19 protein-coding genes are annotated in these 21,708 nt (G+C 60.0%); 8 read left to right on the plus strand and 11 right to left on the minus strand.

What is annotated here, in order from left to right:
- Positions 1 to 56 precede the first annotated feature (56 nt).
- Positions 57 to 692 (minus strand): TetR/AcrR family transcriptional regulator, encoded by a 636-nt coding sequence (locus tag ACI77I_RS05730; RefSeq protein WP_094950076.1) that lies wholly within the window; start codon positions 690 to 692, stop codon positions 57 to 59.
- Between the two features lie 93 nt (positions 693 to 785).
- On the opposite strand from ACI77I_RS05730, the gene ACI77I_RS05735 reads away from it, so the two are divergent.
- Both ACI77I_RS05735 and ACI77I_RS05740 read left to right on the plus strand, forming a co-directional pair.
- Positions 786 to 1,889 carry an efflux RND transporter periplasmic adaptor subunit gene (locus ACI77I_RS05735; RefSeq protein WP_094950075.1) on the plus strand — a complete coding sequence of 368 codons (1,104 nt, stop codon included), beginning with the start codon at positions 786 to 788 and terminating at the stop codon, positions 1,887 to 1,889.
- A 6-nt stretch (positions 1,890 to 1,895) separates the two neighbouring features.
- A complete protein-coding gene (locus ACI77I_RS05740) occupies positions 1,896 to 4,961 on the plus strand; it encodes an efflux RND transporter permease subunit (protein ID WP_406997114.1) in 3,066 nt (1,021 codons plus the stop codon).
- A gap of 104 nt (positions 4,962 to 5,065) precedes the next feature.
- Here the strand turns inward: ACI77I_RS05740 and ACI77I_RS05745 are convergent, their stop codons facing one another.
- Positions 5,066 to 5,638 (minus strand): Lrp/AsnC family transcriptional regulator, encoded by a 573-nt coding sequence (locus ACI77I_RS05745; RefSeq protein WP_242154728.1) that lies wholly within the window; start codon positions 5,636 to 5,638, stop codon positions 5,066 to 5,068.
- Between the two features lie 51 nt (positions 5,639 to 5,689).
- Between ACI77I_RS05745 and ACI77I_RS05750 the strand changes: the two genes are divergently transcribed.
- The 4 genes from ACI77I_RS05750 to ACI77I_RS05765 are packed head-to-tail and all read left to right on the plus strand — an operon-like array spanning position 5,690 to position 9,098.
- Positions 5,690 to 6,454, plus strand: a complete 765-nt coding sequence (locus tag ACI77I_RS05750; RefSeq protein ID WP_406997115.1) for an ArpA protein — start codon at positions 5,690 to 5,692, stop codon at positions 6,452 to 6,454.
- Between the two features lie 44 nt (positions 6,455 to 6,498).
- Positions 6,499 to 7,815: a serine hydroxymethyltransferase gene (locus ACI77I_RS05755; RefSeq protein ID WP_406997116.1), complete on the plus strand. Its 1,317-nt coding sequence runs from the start codon at positions 6,499 to 6,501 to the stop codon at positions 7,813 to 7,815.
- A gap of 33 nt (positions 7,816 to 7,848) precedes the next feature.
- Complete coding sequence (locus ACI77I_RS05760; RefSeq protein ID WP_094950071.1) at positions 7,849 to 8,463, plus strand: LysE family translocator; 615 nt, start codon at positions 7,849 to 7,851, stop codon at positions 8,461 to 8,463.
- A gap of 41 nt (positions 8,464 to 8,504) precedes the next feature.
- Positions 8,505 to 9,098 carry a LysE family translocator gene (locus ACI77I_RS05765; RefSeq protein ID WP_242154734.1) on the plus strand — a complete coding sequence of 198 codons (594 nt, stop codon included), beginning with the start codon at positions 8,505 to 8,507 and terminating at the stop codon, positions 9,096 to 9,098.
- Between the two features lie 498 nt (positions 9,099 to 9,596).
- Here the strand turns inward: ACI77I_RS05765 and ACI77I_RS05770 are convergent, their stop codons facing one another.
- Genes ACI77I_RS05770 through plsB form a run of 3 tightly spaced genes read right to left on the minus strand, consistent with a single transcriptional unit; the run spans position 9,597 to position 13,285 of the window.
- Positions 9,597 to 10,286, minus strand: coding sequence for a DUF4197 domain-containing protein (locus ACI77I_RS05770; RefSeq protein ID WP_094950069.1), 690 nt, complete (start codon positions 10,284 to 10,286; stop codon positions 9,597 to 9,599).
- Between the two features lie 26 nt (positions 10,287 to 10,312).
- On the minus strand, positions 10,313 to 10,714 hold the full coding sequence (locus ACI77I_RS05775) for a YbaY family lipoprotein (protein ID WP_094950068.1): 402 nt from the start codon (positions 10,712 to 10,714) through the stop codon (positions 10,313 to 10,315).
- A gap of 51 nt (positions 10,715 to 10,765) precedes the next feature.
- On the minus strand, positions 10,766 to 13,285 hold the full coding sequence (plsB, locus tag ACI77I_RS05780) for a glycerol-3-phosphate 1-O-acyltransferase PlsB (protein ID WP_406997117.1): 2,520 nt from the start codon (positions 13,283 to 13,285) through the stop codon (positions 10,766 to 10,768).
- A gap of 180 nt (positions 13,286 to 13,465) precedes the next feature.
- Between plsB and ACI77I_RS05785 the strand changes: the two genes are divergently transcribed.
- The gene (locus ACI77I_RS05785) at positions 13,466 to 13,675 is read left to right on the plus strand and encodes a cold-shock protein (RefSeq protein WP_032891681.1); all 210 of its coding nucleotides are present in this window, start codon (positions 13,466 to 13,468) and stop codon (positions 13,673 to 13,675) included.
- An 86-nt stretch (positions 13,676 to 13,761) separates the two neighbouring features.
- Here ACI77I_RS05785 and ACI77I_RS05790 read toward each other — a convergent pair whose 3' ends face one another.
- The 4 genes from ACI77I_RS05790 to ACI77I_RS05805 all read right to left on the minus strand — a co-directional run bounded on the left by ACI77I_RS05790 (position 13,762) and on the right by ACI77I_RS05805 (position 18,999).
- The gene (locus ACI77I_RS05790) at positions 13,762 to 14,139 is read right to left on the minus strand and encodes a hypothetical protein (RefSeq protein WP_094950066.1); all 378 of its coding nucleotides are present in this window, start codon (positions 14,137 to 14,139) and stop codon (positions 13,762 to 13,764) included.
- Positions 14,140 to 14,193: 54 nt separating this feature from the next.
- Positions 14,194 to 15,003: a putative RNA methyltransferase gene (locus ACI77I_RS05795; RefSeq protein WP_094950065.1), complete on the minus strand. Its 810-nt coding sequence runs from the start codon at positions 15,001 to 15,003 to the stop codon at positions 14,194 to 14,196.
- The gene (gene dapE / locus ACI77I_RS05800) at positions 15,003 to 16,154 is read right to left on the minus strand and encodes a succinyl-diaminopimelate desuccinylase (protein WP_094950064.1); all 1,152 of its coding nucleotides are present in this window, start codon (positions 16,152 to 16,154) and stop codon (positions 15,003 to 15,005) included. The genes ACI77I_RS05795 and dapE overlap by 1 nt, the downstream gene beginning before the upstream one ends.
- 253 nt (positions 16,155 to 16,407) lie before the next feature.
- A complete protein-coding gene (locus ACI77I_RS05805) occupies positions 16,408 to 18,999 on the minus strand; it encodes a glycosyltransferase (RefSeq protein ID WP_406997118.1) in 2,592 nt (863 codons plus the stop codon).
- Between the two features lie 217 nt (positions 19,000 to 19,216).
- On the opposite strand from ACI77I_RS05805, the gene tcdA reads away from it, so the two are divergent.
- Positions 19,217 to 20,026, plus strand: a complete 810-nt coding sequence (tcdA, locus tag ACI77I_RS05810; RefSeq protein WP_371917659.1) for a tRNA cyclic N6-threonylcarbamoyladenosine(37) synthase TcdA — start codon at positions 19,217 to 19,219, stop codon at positions 20,024 to 20,026.
- Positions 20,027 to 20,073: 47 nt separating this feature from the next.
- On the opposite strand, the gene ACI77I_RS05815 is transcribed toward tcdA, so the two are convergent.
- Positions 20,074 to 20,481 (minus strand): SufE family protein, encoded by a 408-nt coding sequence (locus tag ACI77I_RS05815; protein ID WP_094950061.1) that lies wholly within the window; start codon positions 20,479 to 20,481, stop codon positions 20,074 to 20,076.
- The gene (locus tag ACI77I_RS05820; protein ID WP_406997119.1) at positions 20,478 to 21,683 is read right to left on the minus strand and encodes an aminotransferase class V-fold PLP-dependent enzyme; all 1,206 of its coding nucleotides are present in this window, start codon (positions 21,681 to 21,683) and stop codon (positions 20,478 to 20,480) included. The genes ACI77I_RS05815 and ACI77I_RS05820 overlap by 4 nt, the downstream gene beginning before the upstream one ends.
- Positions 21,684 to 21,708: the final 25 nt, after the last annotated feature.

Consider the following 21,708-nt stretch of genomic DNA (forward strand, 5'->3'; position numbering starts at 1 on the left):
ATCAGCCGTTATCGAAATAACGGATATTCACCCAGCAGCCCCTCAACAACCCGGCGTCAGGCCCTATAGGCCCGCATAAACAACCCCACCACCTCCTGCACATGCGCTTCGGCGGCTTCTTCACTCAGTTGCCCGCCACAGCCATACAGCAAACAGAAATTTGCCGTGCCCTTGAGCAGGCAAAAGAAGTGCTCGGCCGCCGTAAACGGTTTATCGATGCTCAGGGCGCCGCTCTGGTCGATGCGGCTGAGCAGGCGCTCCATGCCTTGCAGCATGCGCATGGGGCCGGCTTCAAAGAAGATCTGTGAGAGTTTCACGTCCTGATTGCCGGTGGTCATCATCAGGCGGTGCAGGTTTACCGACTCCTCGCTGTTGATCAGCCGATGAAAGCCGCGTGCGATGTTCAGCAGCACGGTGTCCACGGGCATGCCTGCGGGCAGCTCGAAATACATCACCGGCAACTGTTCCTCGCATTTCGCCACAACGGCGGCGGTGAACAAGGTCTCTTTGTCGGTGAAGTGGCTGTAGACGGTCAGTTTTGACACGCCGGCCTCAAGGGCCACGGCATCCATGCTGGTGCTGGCGTAGCCATTGCTCAAAAACAGGATTTTCGCTGCTTCGAGAATTGCCTGGCGTTTTGCCATGTCCTTGGGACGCCCGGGGCTATTGGTGTTTACAGGATTGTCGGACATTTTCACCTTTAATACTGGACTGGCGAGTTTGGTATTAATAACATGCCGGCAAGTATAATTATTCCTAGCTCCATTTGCGAAAGGTCCTTCAGCATGCGCAGCACTTTCCTGCCCCTTGCGTTGCCTGTCAGCCTGGTCTTCCTGTTGGCCGCTTGCGGCCATGAAGAAGCGGCCCAAACCACCATCCGCCCCGCTATGGTGGTGCAGCCGCAGCCCTCGGCGCAGGCGATGGACAGTTTCCCTGGCGAGGTGCGTGCCCGTTATGAGCCGGACCTGGCCTTTCGCATTGGCGGCAAAGTCAGCAAACGCCTGGTGGAGGAGGGTGAGCGGGTCAAGGCCAACCAACCGCTGGCCGAACTCGACCCACAGGACGTGCGCCTGCAACTGGAAGCCACCCGTGCCCAGGTCGCTGCCGCCGAGGCCAACCTGAGCCTGGTGCGCGCCGAGCGCGATCGCTACAAGACCCTGATGGACCGTCAGATGGTCAGCCGTTCCCAGTACGACAATTCCGAAAACCTCTACCGGGCAGGCGAAGCACGCCTGAAGCAGATCAAGGCCGAGTTCGACGTGTCCAGCAACCAGGCCGGTTACGCTGTGTTGCGTGCGCCCCAGGACGGCGTGGTTGCCAAGCGCGCGGTGGAAGTCGGCCAAGTGGTAGCGGCCGGCCAGACCGTGTTCACCCTGGCCACCGATGGCGAGCGTGAAGTCCTGATCAGCCTGCCGGAACAAGGCTTTGGCCGGTTCAAGATCGGCCAGCCGGTGTCGGTGGAATTGTGGAGCCAGCCCGACCAACGTTTTGCCGGGCGCATTCGTGAGCTGTCACCCGCTGCCGATCCGAAATCGCGCACCTTTGCCGCCCGCGTCGCGTTCACCGGCGGTAAAGTCCCGGCCGAACTGGGCCAGAGTGCCCGCGTATTCATACAGGCCGATGGCGTGATTGCGCTGTCGGTGCCGCTGTCGGCCCTGAGTGCGGAGAACGGCGCGTCCTACGTCTGGTTGGTGCAACCGGACAACACGCTCAAACGCACCCCGGTGCGCATCGGTGCTTTCGGTGAAAAAACTGTGCCGGTATTGGAAGGCCTGACCGCCACTGATTGGGTGATCGCAGCGGGCGTGCATGTGCTCCATGAGGGCCAGCAAGTGCGCCCGGTGGATCGCTCCAACCGTGTGGTGAATCTGGCGGCCAACAAGGAGTAGTCCCCGATGGGTTTCAATCTTTCCGAATGGGCGTTGCGTAATCGCCAGATCGTACTGTTCCTGATGATCCTGCTGGCGGTGGTCGGCACGCTGTCCTACACCAAGCTTGGGCAAAGCGAAGACCCGCCGTTCACCTTCAAGGCCATGGTGATCAAGACCAACTGGCCCGGGGCCACGGCTCAGGAAGTCTCGCGCCAGGTTACCGAGCGCATCGAGAAAAAACTCATGGAGACCGGCGAATATGAGCGCATCGTCTCCTTCTCGCGGCCCGGTGAATCCCAGGTCACCTTTATCGCCCGCGACTCGATGCACTCGGCGCAGATTCCCGACTTGTGGTACCAGGTGCGCAAGAAGATCAGCGACATTCGCCAGACCTTGCCGCCGGACATCCAAGGGCCGTTTTTCAACGATGAATTCGGCACTACCTTCGGCAATATCTACGCGTTGACCGGCGACGGCTTCGACTACGCCGTGCTCAAGGACTACGCCGACCGCATCCAGATTCAACTGCAACGCGTGCCGGATGTGGGCAAGGTCGAGTTGCTTGGCCTGCAGGATGAGAAGATCTGGATCGAGCTGTCCAACCTCAAGCTCGCCACCCTCGGCCTGCCGTTGGCCGCCGTGCAGCAGGCCCTGCAGGAGCAGAACGCGGTCTCGACCGCCGGCTTCTTCGAAACCCCGACCGAGCGCGTGCAACTGCGCGTGTCGGGCAACTTCAAGACAGTGGAGGAGATTCGCAATTTCCCGATTCGTGTGGGTGACCGCACCTTCCGTATCGGCGACGTGGCCGACATCCACCGTGGCTTCAACGACCCACCGGCACCGCGCATGCGCTACATGGGCGCGGACGCCATCGGCCTGGCCGTGGCCATGCGTGACGGCGGCGACATCCTGGTATTGGGCAAAGCCCTCGAAGGCGAATTCGCACGCCTGCAAAAGAACCTTCCGGCAGGTATGGAGCTGCGCAAGGTGTCGGACCAACCGGCAGCGGTGAAAACCAGCGTCGGCGAGTTCGTCCAAGTGCTGGCTGAAGCATTGGCCATCGTCTTGCTGGTGAGCTTCTTCTCCCTTGGCGTGCGCACCGGCATGGTCGTGGCTCTGGCGATTCCGCTGGTGCTGGCGATGACCTTTGCGAGCATGTATTATTTCGGCATCGGCTTGCACAAGATCTCCCTTGGCGCATTGGTATTGGCCCTGGGCTTGCTGGTCGACGACGCGATCATCGCCGTTGAAATGATGGCGATCAAAATGGAACAGGGTTACGACCGGCTCAAGGCCGCGAGCTTCGCCTGGACCAGCACCGCGTTCCCGATGCTCACCGGTACGTTGATCACCGCGGCGGGCTTCCTGCCGATTGCCACTGCGCAATCGAGCACCGGTGAATACACACACTCGATCTTCCAAGTGGTGACCATTGCGTTGCTGGCTTCATGGGTTGCCGCCGTGGTGTTTGTGCCCTACCTCGGAGAAAAGCTCTTACCGGATTTGGCGAAAATTCATGCCGCCAAACACGGCACCGATGGGCCAGATCCCTACGGCACACCGTTCTATCAGCGTGTAAGACGTCTGGTTAAATGGTGTGTGCGTCGGCGCAAAACCGTGATCGTGCTGACCCTGCTGCTGTTTATCGGCTCGGTCGCGCTGTTCCGTTTTGTGCCGCAACAGTTCTTCCCCGCCTCTGGTCGCCTGGAGTTGATGGTCGACCTCAAACTGGCTGAAGGCGCTTCCCTGAGCAACACCGCTGACCAGGTCAAACGCTTGGAAGCCTTGCTCAAGGAACACGCCGGCATCGACAACTATGTGGCCTATGTCGGCACTGGTTCACCGCGCTTTTACCTGCCATTGGACCAGCAGCTGCCAGCCGCCAGCTTCGCGCAATTTGTGGTGCTGGCGAAGACCATCGAGGAGCGCGAAAGCCTGCGCACCTGGTTGATCGAAACCCTCAACGAACAATTCCCCGAGCTGCGTTCGCGGGTCACACGCCTGGAGAACGGCCCACCCGTGGGCTACCCGGTGCAGTTCCGTGTGACCGGCGAACACATTGAAGAAGTCCGCGCCCTGGCGCGCAAAGTCGCGGCCAAAGTTCGCGAAAATACCCACGTGGTCAACGTGCACCTGGATTGGGAAGAACCGAGCAAGATCGTCTACCTCAATATCGACCAGGACCGTGCGCGGGCACTGGGTGTGAGCACCGCCAACCTGTCGAAATTCCTGCAGAGTTCACTCACCGGTTCCAGCGTTAGCCAGTACCGCGAGGACAACGAGTTGATCGAGATCCTCCTGCGCGGCACCGTGCACGAGCGCACCGAGCTGTCGTTGTTGCCGAGCCTGGCCGTGCCGACCGACAACGGCAAAAGCGTGGCGCTGTCGCAGATCGCCACCCTCGAATATGGCTTCGAAGAAGGCGTTATCTGGCACCGCAATCGCCTGCCGACGGTGACCGTGCGCGCCGATATCTATGGCAAGGAGCAACCGGCAACCCTGGTCCAGCAAATCCTGCCGACCCTCGAAGGTGTGCGCGCCGAACTGCCGGATGGCTATCTGCTGCAAGTCGGCGGTACCGTCGAAGACTCTGCCCGTGGCCAGAACTCGGTCAAGGCCGGGGTGCCGCTGTTTATCGTGGTGGTACTGACGTTGCTGATGCTGCAGCTGCGCAGTTTCTCACGCACCGCCATGGTGTTTCTGACGGCGCCGCTGGGCTTGATCGGCGTGACGTTGTTCCTGCTGGTATTCCGCCAACCCTTCGGCTTTGTCGCCATGCTCGGGACCATCGCGTTGTCGGGGATGATCATGCGTAACTCGGTGATCCTGGTCGACCAGATCGAACAAGACATCAAGGCTGGCCTGGCGCCGTGGCAAGCGATCATCGAAGCCACCGTGCGACGCTTTCGCCCGATTGTGCTGACGGCCCTGGCGGCGGTGCTGGCGATGATTCCACTGTCACGCAGCGTGTTCTTCGGGCCAATGGCCGTGGCGATCATGGGCGGGTTGATTGTGGCGACGGCGTTGACGCTTTTGTTCCTGCCGGCACTTTACGCGGCATGGTTCCGCGTCAAGAAGGACGCACACTAGTTTCCTGGGGGGAGGCGTGAAGGCTTTTCGGTTGAGGAGGAGGGGGCGTGGGAAAAGCCTGAAATCCGATAGCTGCCGTTAATGCCTGAATGTCTCCCAGGTGTTTATTTAAAAAAGGGCAGTTTTTTATCAACGGTTTTAATAATCGATGTGTTGGTATCGGCTAACGGTGTAATGCGTTGCAGTGTGTGGTCAAGGTGGTTGACGGATTCGGTATACAGATGACAGACAAAACTGTCCTCTCCGGTAATTTTGTAACAAAGAATACACTCGGCCATTTCTGACAGTAGTTGTTCCACTTCTTGAAACTTTCCAGTGAGCGGTTTTATCCGTACAAGTGCCTGTAGCGCAAACCCCAGGGCCTGCGCGTCCAACTCCACGCTGAACCCCGTTATAACGCCCGCGACCTCCAGGCGCTTGAGGCGCTCGCTGCATCCTGGGGCGGAAAGCCCCACCTGCCGACTAAGCGCACGGATAGACGCGCGGGCGTTCTGGTGCAGGGCAACAATCAGCGCGCGATCAACGGGGTCGAGTGTCTGATCGTTTTTTGTAAGCCTTTTCATTAGATGGACCTTACGAACATTGATGAAATAGCGTGAAAATCTTACATACCACAGATCCATCAAAAAAAAATGGATTTTTAGGAAATCCCTACCTATTGTTTTGCCTGCAGTCATACGCAGTACTGTGCTGCTATTTCAACTTGATCTATTTGTCGAGGGATTGAAATGAACGATGTACTTGATGAGGCTCGCCTGAAAAAACACCATGATAATAACTTTCCCGAAGAGCGAATGTTTTCACTGCGTCATGAGTTTGCGCGCAATGGGTTTATACAGTTGCGCGATATTGTCGATGACGGTGTGCGCGAAAAGATAACGGCTGCCGTCAATAGTTTGATCGAGCACCCACTTGAACGTCGTGACTTGCATTTGGCAACGACCGATAACACGCCGCGCTACATGAGTGTGGTACGCAGTGAATTTATCGCTGAGAACAGCCCGCTGATCAACACGCTGTCGAAGTCCGAAGTGCTGCTCGATACCTTATCCGTGATCGCAGGTACCCGTGTTGTCCCCTCCGTCTCCAGGGACGAGGAGTATTTGATCACCAAGCAGGAACGCAAAGGTGATACCCACGGCTGGCACTGGGGCGATTACAGCTTCGCGCTGATATGGATTATCGAAACACCGCCGATTGCCAAGGGAGGAATGCTGCAATGCGTGCCTCATACCTCGTGGGACAAAGCCAACCCGAGGATTCACGAGTTGCTGTGCAGTAACCCGATTGCGACGTACGGCTTTAAGACTGGGGATATTTATTTCCTGCGCACCGACACCACGCTGCATCGCACCATTCCACTCAATGAAGATGCCACCCGGATCATCCTCAACATGACGTGGGCGGCTGAAAAAGACCTTGTCCGAAATCTGCACGGCAATGATCGCTGGTGGGAAGACCAGCATGCAGAGGCCGCTAAAAACCTGACGTAAAACGCGGCTGTCTGGTTGTTACATAAACCCACGGGATCATGATCATGCATGACATTCACTGTCTCCGGCGCGCTAATGCCTTGCTCAAACAGGCGCAATCACACTCAGCCATGGCCGATCTGGTCCGGGCGGCAGTCGTTCGAAATGAACAGTGGCGCGCTCAGCAGTGCATCAATCTCGTGGCTGCTGAGTCACCTACCAGCCCGTCCGTGCGCGCGCTGCTGTCCAGTGAAGTCGGCACGCGTGCATCGGGCGGGAATATCGGACGTGACAACCGGTTTTTCTCCGGCATGAAGAATATCGACGAGCTGGAATCGCTGTGCGTGGAACTGCTGAAAATGACGTTGCGCGTCGAGCACGCCGATCATCGATTGATGGGCGGAATGGCGGCTGTCATGGCCGCCTACACGGCACTGGCGCGGCCCGAGGACAATGTTATGACCGTCCCGGTGATCAGGGGCGGTGATACCAGCAATCGCACCAATGGGCCGCCCGGTGTGCGTGGGCTCAAGGTGTGGGACATTCCCTTTGTGCACAAAACTGCGGACATCGACCTCACACGTTTCAGCGAAGTCGCCCAGGCCCTGAAGCCTGCGGTGATTGGGTTGGGTATGACGCTGACCTTGTTTCCGCTGCCCCTGGCCGATATCAAAGGGATCGTTTCACCCTGGGATGGAAAGGTCTATTTCGACGCGGCCCACCAACTGGGCCTGATCAGCGCCGGTTTGTTTCAGGACCCGTTGGCAGAGGGCGCCGACCTTATGACAGGCTCTTCTGGTAAGACATTCAGTGGCCCCCAGGGCGGAGTCATCGCATGGAACGATGCAGCATTGACCGCGCCTCTGCACGACGCCATTTTCCCCACCCTGACCGGCAGCCACCAGATCAACCGCGTGGCTGCATTGGCGGTGGCTGCCACCGAGATGTTGGCGTTCGGGCAGGTTTATATGAAGCAAGTGGTGAGCAACGCACAGGTGTTGGCGCTGGAGCTGGACCGTAGAGGCGTGACCGCCTTCTATCGAGAGCAGGGATACACCCGAACCCATCAGATCGTGATTGATTCCAAACCCTTTGCCAGCGGTCGCGAAGCTGTGCAGTGCCTGGAGGCGGCCAATATCATCGCCAACGAGATGCCGCTGCCCTGGGACACCGACCCTTACAGAGAAACGGGCATTCGACTGGGCACCGTTGAAGCCACACGTCTAGGCATGAAAGAGCCCGAGATGGCCTGGATCGCCGAGCAGATAGCCAAGGTACTGCTGCACAAAGAGGACCCGATGGCGGTTGCCAATGGTGTGATCGACTTCATGAAAAACCATAGGACCGTCTATTACTGTCACGAAAATGGACTGCCCCGCTAAGTCGTCGCGAGCGCTGTTGTGGAGGATTCATCGATGCCCGATTCCCCGCTTTCCATGTACCAGGCGACATTCACCTTTACCGTCGCAGCCATCGCCTTACTCGCAAGCCCTGGCCCCGCTACCCTGGCGTTGGCGGCGAGTGGGGCAGCCTATGGGATGAAGCGCTCGATGCGGTTTTTCCTCGGCATCACGCTGGGGTTAGTCATTGCCATGGCATGGGTTGCCACGGGCCTGTATGTGGTCTTGCACAGCTTCCCGGTACTGGCCACGGCACTGGCGGTTATTTCCATTGTTTATATTTTTTGGCTGGCCTATCGCATTGGTACTGCGCCGCCCATAAACGACGAACAGTCCGTCATCACGCCGGGATGGGGTGCCGGATTTGTGTTGGGGGCTGCGAACATAAAAGCGTATGCCGCGTTTGCGGCGTTGTTGGGCAGTTTTACCTTGGGCGCGACACCCGCCTGGGAACAGGCTGTAAAAGCGTTTATCTGTCTATTGGTGTGCGTGGTATTCGACTTTTTGTGGCTCTTAGCGGGCAGCAAGATGCGTAGGTTATTTATCCATCCCACGTGGAGTCGACGACTTAACGTAAGCTTCGCAATTCTGATGGTAGCGACGGTCGCCTGGTCATTCACATTGACGTAGTCGCACTGACGCAGAGTCATTTGCGGCCGAGGATAATCCCCATGTTTGGGACCGTTTCTGCATTGCTGTTACTGCTGGTCGTGCCGGGGCCGACGAACACCCTGTTGATGCGTGCGGGGTTGCTGTTTGGGTTTGCCGCGTCGTGGCGCATGGCATTTATCGAATGCCTGGCTTATCTGCTTCAGGTCTCTGCCTGGGGGGCGGCGTTGTTCTACCTTTCGGCCTGGTCTCCATGGGCCGTAAAAGCCACGCAATTAGTGGCTGTCTGCTACTTGCTCAAGCTTTCTTACACGTTGTGGCAACGTCACAACAGCGCCGTCGATTCGAGCCGTGACCGTTTCTCCGGCCTGTACTTCTTCTGGCTCACCGTGATGAACCCAAAAGGCTTGCTGATCGTTTCGTTTATCGCACCGCTCAGCGCCTTTACCTCGTTGCAAGGCTATGTCGGGTTCATGGCCACGCTCGCGCTGGTGGTGATACCTGTAGGGTCTGCCTGGATCGTGCTGGGCAGTCGCTTCGAAGGGGGGCAGCAGGCGTGGTTGACGCCGTTGAAGATCAACCGCGCGACGTCCGTGGCGATCGGCTGTTTTGCCACGCTCATGATGGGGCGGTTGGCGGACTCGGTTATTCATTGATTTACATGCCGATGCAAAGCGGCATCGAGTCATGTGGAACGCTCACCTTTTTTACTCCACTCAGAAATGCCTGATGGACAGGCACAGGTTTCGACTTTGCCTGTTGGCGGTCGAGGCTATTTCAATGAGTTAATGGAGTGTTACATGTCTTTTTTTAATGCGATTGCTGCTTTCAAAGGTGCGTTTCTTGGGGCTTTGTTGGGCAATACTGTGTCCCCTCGAGGGTCTGAGCCGGCAAGGCCGCGCACGCCAGTGTCTGGGCAACCCAACATTGGCCACACTCATCCATCCCAGCCAGCCGTCGGTCATACCCACCCTGCCAAACCGCATCACCACACGCCGCACCTGCACCCGTTTGCGGTCAGTGAGCATCAGTTGCCCTACCAGCCTTTGTCCCCGCTTTTTTCGCTGAACCGCTAAGAGGCTTAGCCTGAAACAACTGCGCCAAGGCCCGTGATAAGCGGCCTTGGCGCAGTGATTGATGCACAGTGTTGAGGTTTACAGCGCGCCAAACACCTTCTTCGCCAGGCTGGTGGCCGCCGCCGCCGGGTTCTTGCGAATGGTTTCTTCCTGCTGCGCGATCATCTTGAACAAGCCGTCCAGCGCCTGTTCGGTCACGTAGCTTTCGACGTTGGCACTTTTGGCATCAACTGCGCCAAACGCTGCCGCCTTGCCGGCCAAAGCGTTGTACTGCTGGGCGACGCCGACCTTGTCGGTGGCGGCCTTGACGATCGGCAGGAACTTGGCCCGGATCTCTTCACGGCTGCTTTTGTTCAGGTATTGCGTGGCCGAGTCCTGGCCTCCAGTGAGAATGCCCTTGGCGTCGGTCACGCTCATGTTCTTCACAGCATTGACCAGGATCGGTTGAGCCTGGGTCACGGCGGTTTCTGCCGCTTTGTTCATGCTGGTTTCCAGTTGCGTGACCTGATCACCCATGCCGAACATTTTCAGTTTGTCGGCGACTTTGCCCAGCTTGCCGGGCAGGCCGATCTTCACTTCGGGGTTGCTGCTGAATCCACCGGGTTTGCCCAGTTGTTTCACGGCGATCTGTGCGCCTTGGGTCAGTGCATCCTTGAGGCCGCCGCTGGCGTCACCTTGGGACAGGCTGCCAAGGTCCAGGGCCATGGCGTTGGCACCGAACAACAGGCCGGCGCACAGGGCAGTGAGGCGAAGGGAGTTACGGAGCATGAGCGCTTCCTTTAAAAATGGACTGATCAGTGTGCGACCGCATCAACCCGCAGGCGCAGCGGTTGTGGGTCTTGGCCGTTGAGCTGCACCGCGTGCCGTTCGGTGGTGATAAACAGTAGCTTGCCATCCAGCTCGATGCGAGCGCTCACCGAGTAAGTGTGGCCGGGCTTGATCTGGGCCGGGTCGTAGCTCAGGTGAAACGCCAGCGGCACTTGGCCTTTGACCGGGCCTTTCTGTTCGGCGAGGGTCACGGCCGGGGCGTCCATCAAGGACACGTCTTGCAGGCTGACGCTCAGGGTGGCGGCGGGCGGCAGCGCGATGCGTTGCAGGTAAAACACTTCGCCGTCGAGGCTGGCCTTTGGGGCTGGGGTCATAGATTGGCAGGCTCCGAGCAGGGCGGTCAGGCCCAGGAGGATGATCTTTTTCATGGTACAGCTCCTTTTCAACGGCGCCGGAAACCGCCCGACGCCTCATTCAATCTAGCGGCTTTCTTCAGGTTTGACAGCTTGAGCTTCGGCTGGCGCCTCGGCTGCGCCATCCACGCGATGCAAGGCCACTTGGCGGATCGACAGGCGAATATCGGCCGGCAGCACGCGTTTGGCCGCACCTTCGGCCAATTCACCGAGCAGGTCGTGGTAGCTCAACTTGCCCGCCTCATCGCGGCGCAACACATCTTGCTCCAGCAACGTCTGGATAAAATGTCGGAAAAGGCTCTTGTCGAAGAACTCTGGGGCGTTGAGACCGTGCAGGATCGACAGGCGCTGGGCCATGATCGTGCACAGGTCTTCCAGCTCTTCGGCGCTGATGCTGTTCTGGCCGCTGTTGAGCAGCAGCGAGATCGCCATGTAGAAGCGTTGCAGCGTTTGGGCGATGCTCTTGGACAGCAGCGTCAGCAGCACAAAATGCCGTGAGCTCGGGGCTGGGCGAAGGTACACGTCATTCTCGAAGCGCAGCAGGCCTTGTTCAACGAATGCCTCAAGCCATTGGTCGACCACCGCGTCCAACTCGTCCAGTGACCAGCGGATAAACAGCTCCGATTGCAGGTACGGGTAGAGCGCGCGGGTGTAGCGCAGGATCTGTTCGCGGCTCATGCGCGAGCTGCTCTGGAAGAAGCTCGCCAGCAACGCCGGCAGGGCGAAGATGTGCAGCACATTGTTGCGGTAATAGGTCATCAGGACGGCGTTCTGCTCGTCCAAGTACAAAATCTTACCCAGTGCGTCGCTCTGTTCCGACAGCAGGTCCATGTCCTTGACGTGCTTGATCAGGGCCAAGCCATCGCCTTCCGGCAAGGTGGTATGGGGCGAATAGGGCACGCGGCGCAGCAGCGCCAGGTACAGGTCCAACTGGCGCGCCATGGCCTGTTCATCCAAGGCCAGGCGCGTGGTGGAGAGCAGCGCCAAGGCCACCAGGTTCACCGGGTTCACCGCAGCGGCTTCGTTCAAGTGGCGGGCCACCTGTTCGCCGAGGCGGTTGGTGGTTTCGTTGAGCCATGCCGGTTTGTAGTTCGGGCCCAGCTCCTGGGCGCGCCAGTCGGGTTGCTCGGCGTCGAGGAACTCGGCCAGTTTGATCGGCTCGCCGAAGTTGACCGCGACCTGGCCAAAGCGCTGCTTGAGCGCGCCGACCACCTTGAAAATATCGAAGATCGACTCTTTCTTCTTGCTCGCGCCGCGCAGCTCGCCAAGGTAGGTGCGGCCTTCCAGCACACGTTCATAACCGATATACACCGGCACAAACACGATCGGCATGCGCGAGGAGCGCAAGAAACTGCGCAGGGTGATCGCCAGCATCCCGGTTTTCGGTTGCAGCATGCGCCCGGTGCGCGAGCGCCCGCCTTCGACGAAGTACTCCACCGGGAACCCCTTGGTGAACAGGGTGTGCAGGTATTCGTTGAACACCGAGGTGTACAGCGGGTTGCCCTTGAAGGTGCGGCGCATGAAAAACGCGCCGCCACGACGCAGCAGGCTGCCGATCACCGGCATGTTCAAGTTGATACCCGCGGCGATGTGCGGCGGGGTCAAACCGTTTTTGAACAGCAGGTAGGAGAGCAGCAGGTAGTCGATATGGCTGCGGTGGCAAGGCACGTAGATCACCTCATAACCTTGGGCAACCTTTTGCACACCTTCGCTGTTATTAACCTTGATGCCGTCGTAGATCTTGTTCCAGAACCAGCTCAGCACCACTTCGAGGAAGCGAATCGCGGTGTAGGTGTAGTCCGAGGCGATCTCGTTGCCGTATCGCAGTGCCAGGGCCTTGGCTTTTTCCGGGGAAATCTTTTCGCGTTCGGCTTCATCCAGGATGGCTTGGCGCACCAGTGGCATGTTCACCAGGCCTTTCACCAGATTGCGGCGGTGCGACAGGTCCGGGCCGATTACCGCAGTTTTCAGGTTACGAAAGTGCACCCGCAGGATGCGTTGGGCCATCCGCACGGTGCGTTCGTGACCTTTATTGTGCTCGATCAATTCACGCAGGTTGATAGGCGCGGAGAATTGCACACGAGTCTTGCGCCCCAGGATCAGGATGCTCAACAACCGGCGCAGGCGCCCGGTGACGGCCCAGCTGTCGGCAAACAGCAGTTTCCACGGGCTGGACTCGCTCTCGGGCGACTGCCCCCAGAACACGCTGACGGGAATGATTTGTGCATTCTCTTCGGCGTGTTCGCTCAGGGTGTTGACCAGCCGGTTCAGGGTCGGCGGCGCGCCGCGCTTGTCCTGACGGCCGAGCCAGTCGGGCTCCGGCGTGAGGTAGAAGAACGCCGTCGGTTCGATCAGCGGGCCTACCGATACCGGCAGCACCGGGCGCGGCAGGCCGGCCTTGGTGCACTCGGTATCGACCACGGCCAATTCGGTGAGGGAGGGCGATTGCAGGACGTAGAACACCGGCCGGCTGCGGTCCAGGTTAAGGGTTAGGGACGACTGGTTGATCGTCTCGGAGCGAACCCAGAGGTACAACAGTCGGCGCAAGGTGCCAAACACTAGACGGCGGAACGGGGAGCGGGTCATAGGCGTGCTGCTTCAAGTGGAAAAAACCGAGCAGGTGCTCGGGCGGGTAGTGTGCCGTATTCGCCGAAAATCGGCAAAAAAGCAGCGATGTAAACTTGAGTTGATCGTTTTTGAGCCTGTCTTATACTCGGCAGTTCAATGCGAGCGACTCAACAATAAAAGCATGTGGGAGTAAAACAGATGGCAACGCGCGAAACCGGCAATGTGAAGTGGTTCAACGATGCAAAAGGCTACGGCTTTATTCAGCGTGAGGACGGCAAGGATGTGTTTGTACACTACCGCGCCATTCGCGGTGACGGCCACCGCTCGTTGGCCGAAGGCCAGCAGGTGGAATACGCCGTGGTGACCGGCGAGAAGGGGTTGCAGGCGGAGGATGTAGTGGGGCTGTAAGGCAGACCACATCCTGCCTTGATAACCCAATCAACGGTGGGAGCTGGCTTGCCAGCTCCCACATTGATTGGGTTTGCAGGTTTAGATCAGGCGGTTTTCCAGGTGATCTCTTCTTCACCGTCCACGCTGATACGCATCCAGCGATCGGCGCTTTCTTCACCTTCTTCCTCAACCCACGTACCCGGCGCGCAGCGCACTTCTACGTTCAGCGCGGCAAACGCAGCGCGGGCGCAGGCGATGTCGTCGTCCCACGGGGTCTGGTCGCTTTCCAGGTACAGGCTGTTCCACTTGCCTACTGCCTTAGGCAGCCAGGTAACCGGCACGCTGCCGGCTATACACTTGTAGGTTTGGCCTTTCTGGACCCAGTCGGTGCACGGGCCCAGGGCGGCGCCCAGCCAGGCGGCGATGGCCTTGTGGTCGACGTCGGCGTCCTTCAGGTAAATCTCGATATCAGGTTGGCGCATGGATGTTCCTCGTTGCGGGATTCGAAAATCCATTCGCGGATACTTAAAAGTGGGTTATTGAAGCACGAAATAATCGTAGCGCATCGACACCGTGACCTGCAGCGGCTCGGCAGCCTCGATCACTTCGGTGCGGCGCTCGGCACTTGCGCGCCAGCCGTGGGGCGTCATCGCCAGCAGGTTGGCGCGGTCCTTGGGTTCGGCCAGGCTCAGGGTGAACTCAAGGGTTTCGCTATGCGCCAGGCTCATGCCGTCCGGCACCAGGGCCAAATGCTTGTCGTCGGTGTATTCGCGTACCTCGTCGTACAAACGCTCGCGCAACTCCATCAGGTGGCCGGCGGTCGGGCCGACCTTCATCAGGCCGCCGCCGGGGCTGAGCAGGCGCTTGGCCTCTTCCCAATCCAGGGGGCTGAAAACGCTGGCGAGAAATTGGCAACTGCCCGAGGCCAGTGGCACACGCGCCATGCTGGCGATCAACCAGGTCAGCGCCGGGTTGCGCTTGCAGGCACGTTTGACCGCTTCCTTGGAGATATCCAGCGCATAGCCGTCGGCATGGGGCAGGGCCTCGGCGATCTGCGCGGTGTAGTAACCCTCGCCACAACCGATGTCGACCCAGCGCTGCGGCGCGCGTTCGGCGGCCAGTTCCGCAAGGCGCTTGGCCACCGGCGCGTAGTGCCCGGCGTTGAGGAAGTCGCGGCGCGCCTCGACCATGGCCAGGTTATCGCCGGGGTCGCGGCTGTTCTTGTGCTGCACCGGCAACAGGTTCAGGTAACCCTGGCGCGCACGGTCGAAACGGTGCCCGACCGGGCAGGCCACGCCATTGTCCACCGCGTTGAGCGGTGCGCTGCAAATGGGGCAAGCGAGCATCAGGCGAGCAACTTGATCAGGGTCTGGTAGTAGATTTCGGTCAGCACATCAAGGTCACTGGCCAGGATACGTTCGTTGACCTGGTGAATCGTCGCGTTGACCGGGCCCAGTTCAACGACCTGAGTGCCGAGGGTGGCAATGAAGCGCCCATCGGACGTGCCGCCGCTGGTGGATGCCTTGGTCTCACGACCGGTAATCGCCTTGATGCTGGCGGAAACCGCATCCAGCAGAGCGCCCGGTTCGGTGAGGAACGGCAGGCCCGACAGCGCCCACTCCACGTGCCAGTCCAGGCCATGTTTGTCGAGAATCGCCGCAACGCGCTGTTGCAGGCCTTCGACGGTGGATTCGGTGGAGAAGCGGAAGTTGAACACCGCCGTCAGGTCACCGGGGATCACGTTGGTGGCGCCGGTGCCGGAATTGAGGTTGGAAATCTGGAAGCTGGTCGGCGGGAAGAAGGTGTTGCCGTCATCCCAATGCTCGGCGGCGAGTTCCGCCAAGGCCGGGGCGGCCAGGTGGATCGGATTCTTCGCCAGATGTGGGTAGGCCACATGGCCTTGCACGCCGCGAACGGTCAGGGTCGCGCCGAGGGAGCCGCGACGGCCGTTCTTGACCACATCGCCCACCAGCGTGGTGCTCGACGGCTCGCCGACGATGCACCAGTCCAGGCGCTCCTTGCGGGTGGCCAGGCGCTCGATCACGGCTTTGGTGCCGTGGTGCGCCGGGCCTTCTTCATCGCTGGTGATCAAAAAGGCCACCGAGCCTTTGTGGTCCGGGTAGTCGCTGACGAAACGCTCGGCCGCCACCAGCATGGCGGCCAGGCTGCCTTTCATGTCCGCCGCGCCACGGCCGCAGAGCATGCCGTTTTCATCGATCAACGCGTCGAACGGGTCGTTTTGCCAGGCCTGCACCGGGCCGGTCGGCACCACGTCGGTGTGGCCGGCAAAGCACAGCACCGGGCCGTCATGCTTGCCATGGGTGGCCCAGAAGTTGTCCACATCTTCGATGCGCATCGGCTCCAGCGCAAAGCCGGCGTCGCCCAGGCGCTGCATCATCAGCTTCTGGCAGTCGGCGTCGATCGGCGTCACCGAGGGGCGACGGATCAGGTCGATAGCGAGTTGAAGGGTCGGCGAAAGGTCGGCGTGGGCCGTCATGGGAAAACTCCGGGAAGCGTGTAATGGGCGCTGGACGAATGTGGAATACAGAACCTGAATCGGCGCAGGTTCAATGTGGGAGCTGGCTTGCCTGCGATAGCATCGCCGCGGCGTACCTGCCAGACCGCGGCGTCTGCATCGCAGGCAAGCCAGTTCCCGTAGAAAGCAGGGCTAGGCCAAGTCTCACAAAACGGCCGTTATCTTATAGCAAAACGGCGGCCAGAGGCCGCCGTTTAGTGCATTGCGCAAGTTTTTACTCAGCCGTTGCCGGCTCAACCGCTGGCGCAGGTTTTGGCAACGACGACAGGAACGCCATGATCAGCGCAGCTACGTACGGCAGCGATTGCACCAGCAGCATCACCACCCAGAAGCGTATGTCATTGCTCGGCAGGCCCTGCACCAGGTAGATCCCCAGCGCCGCGCCCCACAACAGCAGCATGATGAACATTTCTTCGCGAGCTTCGGAGATCGCTACCCAGAAGCCGTGGTTATCCGCGTTTTTCGGTGTACGAAAGAACGGAATACTGGTGGTGAAGAAGCCATACAGCACCGCCTTGGCGATGGTGTGGGACAACGCCAAACCGGCCAGCGCCGCGCAGAACGCATCTTTCAAGTTCACACCCACCGCACGGCGGTAGAGGAAAACGATCTTGCCAACCTTGAACACGAACAGCGCCAATGGCGGGATCGCGAAAATCAGCAACGGCGGGTCGACACGGGTCGGCACGATGATCATCGCCGCCGACCACAACAGCGCGCCGACGGTGAAGAAGATGTTCATGCCGTCTGCGACCCACGGCAACCAGCCCGCGAGGAAGTGGTAGCGCTGGCCACGGGTCAGCTCGGTGTCTTTGCCGCGCAACAGGCTGGCGGTGTGGCGCTTGATGATCTGTATCGCACCGTAGGCCCAGCGGAAACGCTGCTTCTTGAAGTCGATAAAGGTATCCGGCATCAAGCCTTTGCCGTAGCTGTCGTGGTAATACGCCGCCGACAGGCCTTTCTCGAACACACGCAGGCCCAGTTCGGCGTCTTCACAGATGCACCAGTCGGCCCAGCCGAGTTCTTCGAGCACCGAGCGCCGGGTCATGGTCATGGTGCCGTGCTGGATGATCGCGTCGCGGTCGTTACGGGTGACCATGCCGATATGGAAGAAGCCTTTGTATTCCGCGTAGCAGAGCTTCTTGAAGGTACTTTCGTTCTGGTCGCGGTAATCCTGCGGCGACTGCACCACGGCGATTTTCGGGTCGGCGAAGTGCGGCACCATGTGCTTGAGCCAGTTTGGCGACACGCAGTAGTCCGAGTCGATCACCGCGATCACTTCGGCATCCTTGGCGGTGTGCGGGATCAGGTAGTTCAGTGCGCCGCCCTTGAAACCGGCCAGGGGCGAGACGTGGAAGAACTTGAAGCGCGGGCCGAGGGTTTCGCAGTAGTCGCGCACCGGTTCCCACACCGCAGGGTCCTTGGTGTTGTTGTCGATGATCAGGACTTCGTAGTCCGGGTAATCAAGGGCAGCCAGGGCGTCGAGGGTCTGTTTGACCATCTCCGGCGGCTCGTTGTAGCACGGCACATGGATCGACACTTTCGGGCGGTAGTCCGAATCGCCTTCCACCGGCAGAAATTCACGCCGGCGTTTGTGGGTCCACACGGCTTCTGCCAGTTCGTGGGCCTCGGTCAGCAACACGATAAACACGCCGAGGGCGCCGAGTGCCAGCAAGATACCGACGGTCACGCTGAACCAGGTGCTGTATTGCTGGCTGTAGTCGTAGCCGATCCACACCAGTACCGATCCACACAGGAACGCGATAAAAGTCAGGAACGTACGGCCACGCTGGCGCAGCGACGAGCCGTCGATCATCAGCAGGGTCAGCGACAGCAGCGCAAGCACCACCGAGCCGATGGCCAGCACCCGCCACTGCGGGATCGCGACTACTGGGCCTTCAAAGTTGAATTTCTGCTGGCGCGCTGCGTTGTACACGCCCCAATAAGCGCCCGCCGAGCCTTCGTCGCTGACTTTCCACGGCTGGTCGAACGCCTCGATCACGAAGTAGTTATAGCCTTGGCGGTTCAGCTTGTTGACCAGCGTACGCAGGTAAATCGCCTGGTCTGCCGGGGACGTTTCATTACCCCCGCGCATACGGCCGTTACTCGGCCAGCCAACTTCCGACAGCAGCAGCGGCTTTTTCGGGAACAATTTCTTCAGGTCCCGGGCGCGGTCGAGTACGTACTGGCCGGCCTTGTCCATCGGAATAAATTCCCAGAACGGCAGGATGTGCGCGGCGATCAGGTCGACGTGCTTGGCCAGCTGTGGGTTCTTTTCCCAGATGTGCCATTGCTCGGACGTCGTCACCGGCACTTTCACGGCGCCGCGCACGCGGTCCAGCAGCACAATCAGCGCTTCAGGGGTGATTTCTTCACGGAACAAGGCTTCGTTACCGACCACCACCCGCACCACGCTGCGCGAGCTGTTGGCCAGTTCGATGGCGCGTTGGATCTCGCGCTCGTTACGTTCCAGGTCCGGGCTGATCCAGATACCGAGGGTCACGCGCAGGCCGAACTCTTCCGCCAGCTTAGGGATGTCCCCCAGGGTGCCGTCGACCGAGTAGGTACGGATGTTGTCCGTCATCTTGCTCATGATTTCGAGGTCGCGACGCATTTCTTCGTCGCTTGGGTACTGGTCTTTCTGCGGGAACTGGCCTTGCTGGAACGGCGAGTAGGAGAACCCGGAGATTTGTTCAGGCCAGTTGGGGGCAGTGACCGGGCGGTTGATCAGCGCCCAGAAGCCGGTGAACAGCGCGGCAATTGCCAGCACCACTACCAGGTTGAGTCCAAATTTACGCGATGACATGGCTATTTCGGGTTCCAAAAGGTGTGGAACGAAAAGAGGTGTCGGCCTACACCGAACGGCGCGCATCCTACACCGGCCGTTCCCTGAGCGTACAGCAGACAGAGAAAAGCCGGACGTTAGTCAGCGAAAGACCATCGAAGTTCTTTACTTGTAGCTTGTCGCTTCGATCTTGTCGCCGTGTAGTCCATAATGCGCGCCGGTTTTTGGGGTAATGGTCATGAGCACAGAAGATCCGCGGTTTGCAGGCGTCGCCCGCTTATATGGCATTGAAGGCCTGGAACGCTTGAAGGCGGCCCATGTGGCGATCGTCGGCGTCGGCGGCGTGGGCTCGTGGGCGGCGGAAGCCATGGCCCGTTGCGGGGTGGGCGAAATTTCGCTGTTTGACCTGGACGATGTGTGCGTCAGCAACAGCAACCGCCAGTTGCACGCCCTGGACAGCACGGTGGGCAAGCCCAAGGTCGAAGTTATGGCCGAACGCCTGCGCAGCATCAACCCGGATTGCACCGTGCATGCGGTGGCGGACTTCGTCACGCGAGACACCATGGCCGAGTACATCACCCCGAACATTGATTGCGTGATCGACTGCATCGACGCCGTCAACGCCAAGGCCGCGCTGATTGCCTGGTGCAAGCGCCGCAAGATCCAGATCATCACCACCGGCGGCGCGGGCGGGCAGATCGACCCGACGCTGATCCAGGTCTGCGACCTGAACCGCACCTTCAACGACCCATTGGCCTCGAAAGTGCGTTCTACGCTGCGCCGTGACTATGGCTTCTCGCGCACCGTGACCCGCCATTACAGCGTGCCGTGTGTGTTTTCCACCGAGCAGCTGCGCTACCCGAAGCCGGACGGCAGCATCTGTTTGCAGAAGAGTTTTGTCGGCGATGGGGTGAAGCTGGACTGCGCCGGTGGGTTTGGCGCGGTGATGATGGTGACAGCCACCTTCGGCATGGTGGCGGCGACGAAGGCGGTGGACAAGATCGTGGCGGGGGTACGCAGGCCTTCAGAGCGGGTCAAGCCCGCCTGAATTTCACTTAAATGTGGGAGCAGGCAAGCCAGCTCCCACATTTAGTTTTATATGAGGCTTAATTCGCGCATGCGCAGCAGGACTGCATTGAGGCCATTGCTGCGCGAAGGTGACAACTGGCGGGAAAGCCCCAACTGAGTGAACCAACCCGGCAAATCGACCGCCTGCAACTCGGCCGCCGACAGCCCATTAACCCGCGCCAGCAACAACGCCACCAGCCCTCGAATCATGCGCGCATCGCTGCTCGCTGCGAACTGCCAATGGCCGTCCTGCAAACGGCCCACCAACCACACCAGGCTTTCGCAGCCCTGCACCAGGTTGGCTTCAACCTTGTCCTCATCCGCCAAAGCCGGCAGCCGCTCGCCCCATTGCATCAGCATGCGCGCACGTTGCTCCCAGCTGCCTACCGCCTGAAAAGCCTCCAGCGCGGCCACTGCTTCCACCGGCAGGCTCATCGCAACATATCCAACGCCTGGTCCAGCGCTTCAAAGAAGCGTTCCAGGTCATCGGAGTCGTTGTACAGCGCCAGGGACACACGGATCGCCCCGGTCAAATGCATCGCCTTGAGCAATGGCATTGCACAGTGATGGCCGGCACGCACGGCGATGCCTTGCTCGGTCAGCAGGTGCGCAAGGTCGGCGTTGTGCACGCCTTCCACCACAAAGCTTGCCAGCGCCACCTGCGGCGAGCCCAATACGCGAACGCCTTTGCGCGCGGTCAGCCCGCGTAGCAGGTAGTCATGCAGCGCCGCTTCATGGGCGACCACGGCGGTTTGATCCAGCGAGCTGAGGTAATCCAGGCTGGCGCCCAGGCCGATCACGCTGGCAATCGGCGGTGTGCCCGCTTCAAAACCCAATGGCGCGGGGCGAAAGCTGGCGCTGTGGTAGTCCGCCAGTTGCACCATCTCGCCACCAAACTGCCAGTGACGCAGGTGATGCAGGGCTTCGTTGCGGCCATACAGCACGCCAACGCCATCCGGGCCGTAGAGTTTGTGGCTGGAAAATACGTAAAAGTCGCAACCCAGCGCCTGCACGTCGTGGCGGCCATGCACGATGCCCTGGGCGCCATCGACCACGGTCAGCGCGCCGTGAGCCTTGGCCATCGCCAGTAAGGCCTCCAGCGGCTGCCAGGCGCCGAGCACGTTGGACAACTGGCTCACCGCCAGCAGGCGTGTGCGTGGCCCGATCAGTTCGGCGGCGGCGTGCAGGTCAATCACGCCGTCATCGTTCAGCGGCACTACCACCAGCGTGAGCGCGCGACGCTTGGCCAGTTGCTGCCAAGGCAGCAGGTTGGCGTGGTGTTCCAGGGCGCTGATGACAATCTCATCGCCCGCATTGAATAAGTGCTCCAGGCCATAGGCCAGGAGGTTCAGCGCAGAGGTTGCGCCGTGGGTAAAGATGATTTGCCCGCTGTCCCCCGCGTTCAACCACTGCGCGACCTTGCTGCGACTGTCTTCAAAGGCCTGGGTCGCATGGGCGCCCGGCAAATGCTGGGCACGGTGCACATTGGCTGCGCCATTGGCGTAGTAATGGCTGATGGCATCCAACAGGGCTTGGGGTTTTTGCGTGGTGGCGGCGTTGTCCAGGTAGGTCTGGTCTTGCCGTTGCAGGGTGGCGATGGCCGGGAAATCGGCGCGCCAGGGAGAGGGCACAAGCATGGTGTTCAAGACTCGTATAAGCGAG

The organism is Pseudomonas sp. D47, assembly GCF_045447305.1.
GTDB lineage: Bacteria > Pseudomonadota > Gammaproteobacteria > Pseudomonadales > Pseudomonadaceae > Aquipseudomonas.

Coding starts and splice junctions, on each gene's coding strand:
- ACI77I_RS05730 (WP_094950076.1), bottom strand. CDS start 692: ATGTCCGACAATCCTGTAAACACCAATAGCCCCGGGCGTCCCAAGGAC.
- ACI77I_RS05735 (WP_094950075.1), top strand. CDS start 786: ATGCGCAGCACTTTCCTGCCCCTTGCGTTGCCTGTCAGCCTGGTCTTC.
- ACI77I_RS05740 (WP_406997114.1), top strand. CDS start 1,896: ATGGGTTTCAATCTTTCCGAATGGGCGTTGCGTAATCGCCAGATCGTA.
- ACI77I_RS05745 (WP_242154728.1), bottom strand. CDS start 5,638: ATGACTGCAGGCAAAACAATAGGTAGGGATTTCCTAAAAATCCATTTT.
- ACI77I_RS05750 (WP_406997115.1), top strand. CDS start 5,690: ATGAACGATGTACTTGATGAGGCTCGCCTGAAAAAACACCATGATAAT.
- ACI77I_RS05755 (WP_406997116.1), top strand. CDS start 6,499: ATGCATGACATTCACTGTCTCCGGCGCGCTAATGCCTTGCTCAAACAG.
- ACI77I_RS05760 (WP_094950071.1), top strand. CDS start 7,849: ATGCCCGATTCCCCGCTTTCCATGTACCAGGCGACATTCACCTTTACC.
- ACI77I_RS05765 (WP_242154734.1), top strand. CDS start 8,505: ATGTTTGGGACCGTTTCTGCATTGCTGTTACTGCTGGTCGTGCCGGGG.
- ACI77I_RS05770 (WP_094950069.1), bottom strand. CDS start 10,286: ATGCTCCGTAACTCCCTTCGCCTCACTGCCCTGTGCGCCGGCCTGTTG.
- ACI77I_RS05775 (WP_094950068.1), bottom strand. CDS start 10,714: ATGAAAAAGATCATCCTCCTGGGCCTGACCGCCCTGCTCGGAGCCTGC.
- plsB (WP_406997117.1), bottom strand. CDS start 13,285: ATGACCCGCTCCCCGTTCCGCCGTCTAGTGTTTGGCACCTTGCGCCGA.
- ACI77I_RS05785 (WP_032891681.1), top strand. CDS start 13,466: ATGGCAACGCGCGAAACCGGCAATGTGAAGTGGTTCAACGATGCAAAA.
- ACI77I_RS05790 (WP_094950066.1), bottom strand. CDS start 14,139: ATGCGCCAACCTGATATCGAGATTTACCTGAAGGACGCCGACGTCGAC.
- ACI77I_RS05795 (WP_094950065.1), bottom strand. CDS start 15,003: ATGCTCGCTTGCCCCATTTGCAGCGCACCGCTCAACGCGGTGGACAAT.
- dapE (WP_094950064.1), bottom strand. CDS start 16,154: ATGACGGCCCACGCCGACCTTTCGCCGACCCTTCAACTCGCTATCGAC.
- ACI77I_RS05805 (WP_406997118.1), bottom strand. CDS start 18,999: ATGTCATCGCGTAAATTTGGACTCAACCTGGTAGTGGTGCTGGCAATT.
- tcdA (WP_371917659.1), top strand. CDS start 19,217: ATGAGCACAGAAGATCCGCGGTTTGCAGGCGTCGCCCGCTTATATGGC.
- ACI77I_RS05815 (WP_094950061.1), bottom strand. CDS start 20,481: ATGAGCCTGCCGGTGGAAGCAGTGGCCGCGCTGGAGGCTTTTCAGGCG.
- ACI77I_RS05820 (WP_406997119.1), bottom strand. CDS start 21,683: ATGCTTGTGCCCTCTCCCTGGCGCGCCGATTTCCCGGCCATCGCCACC.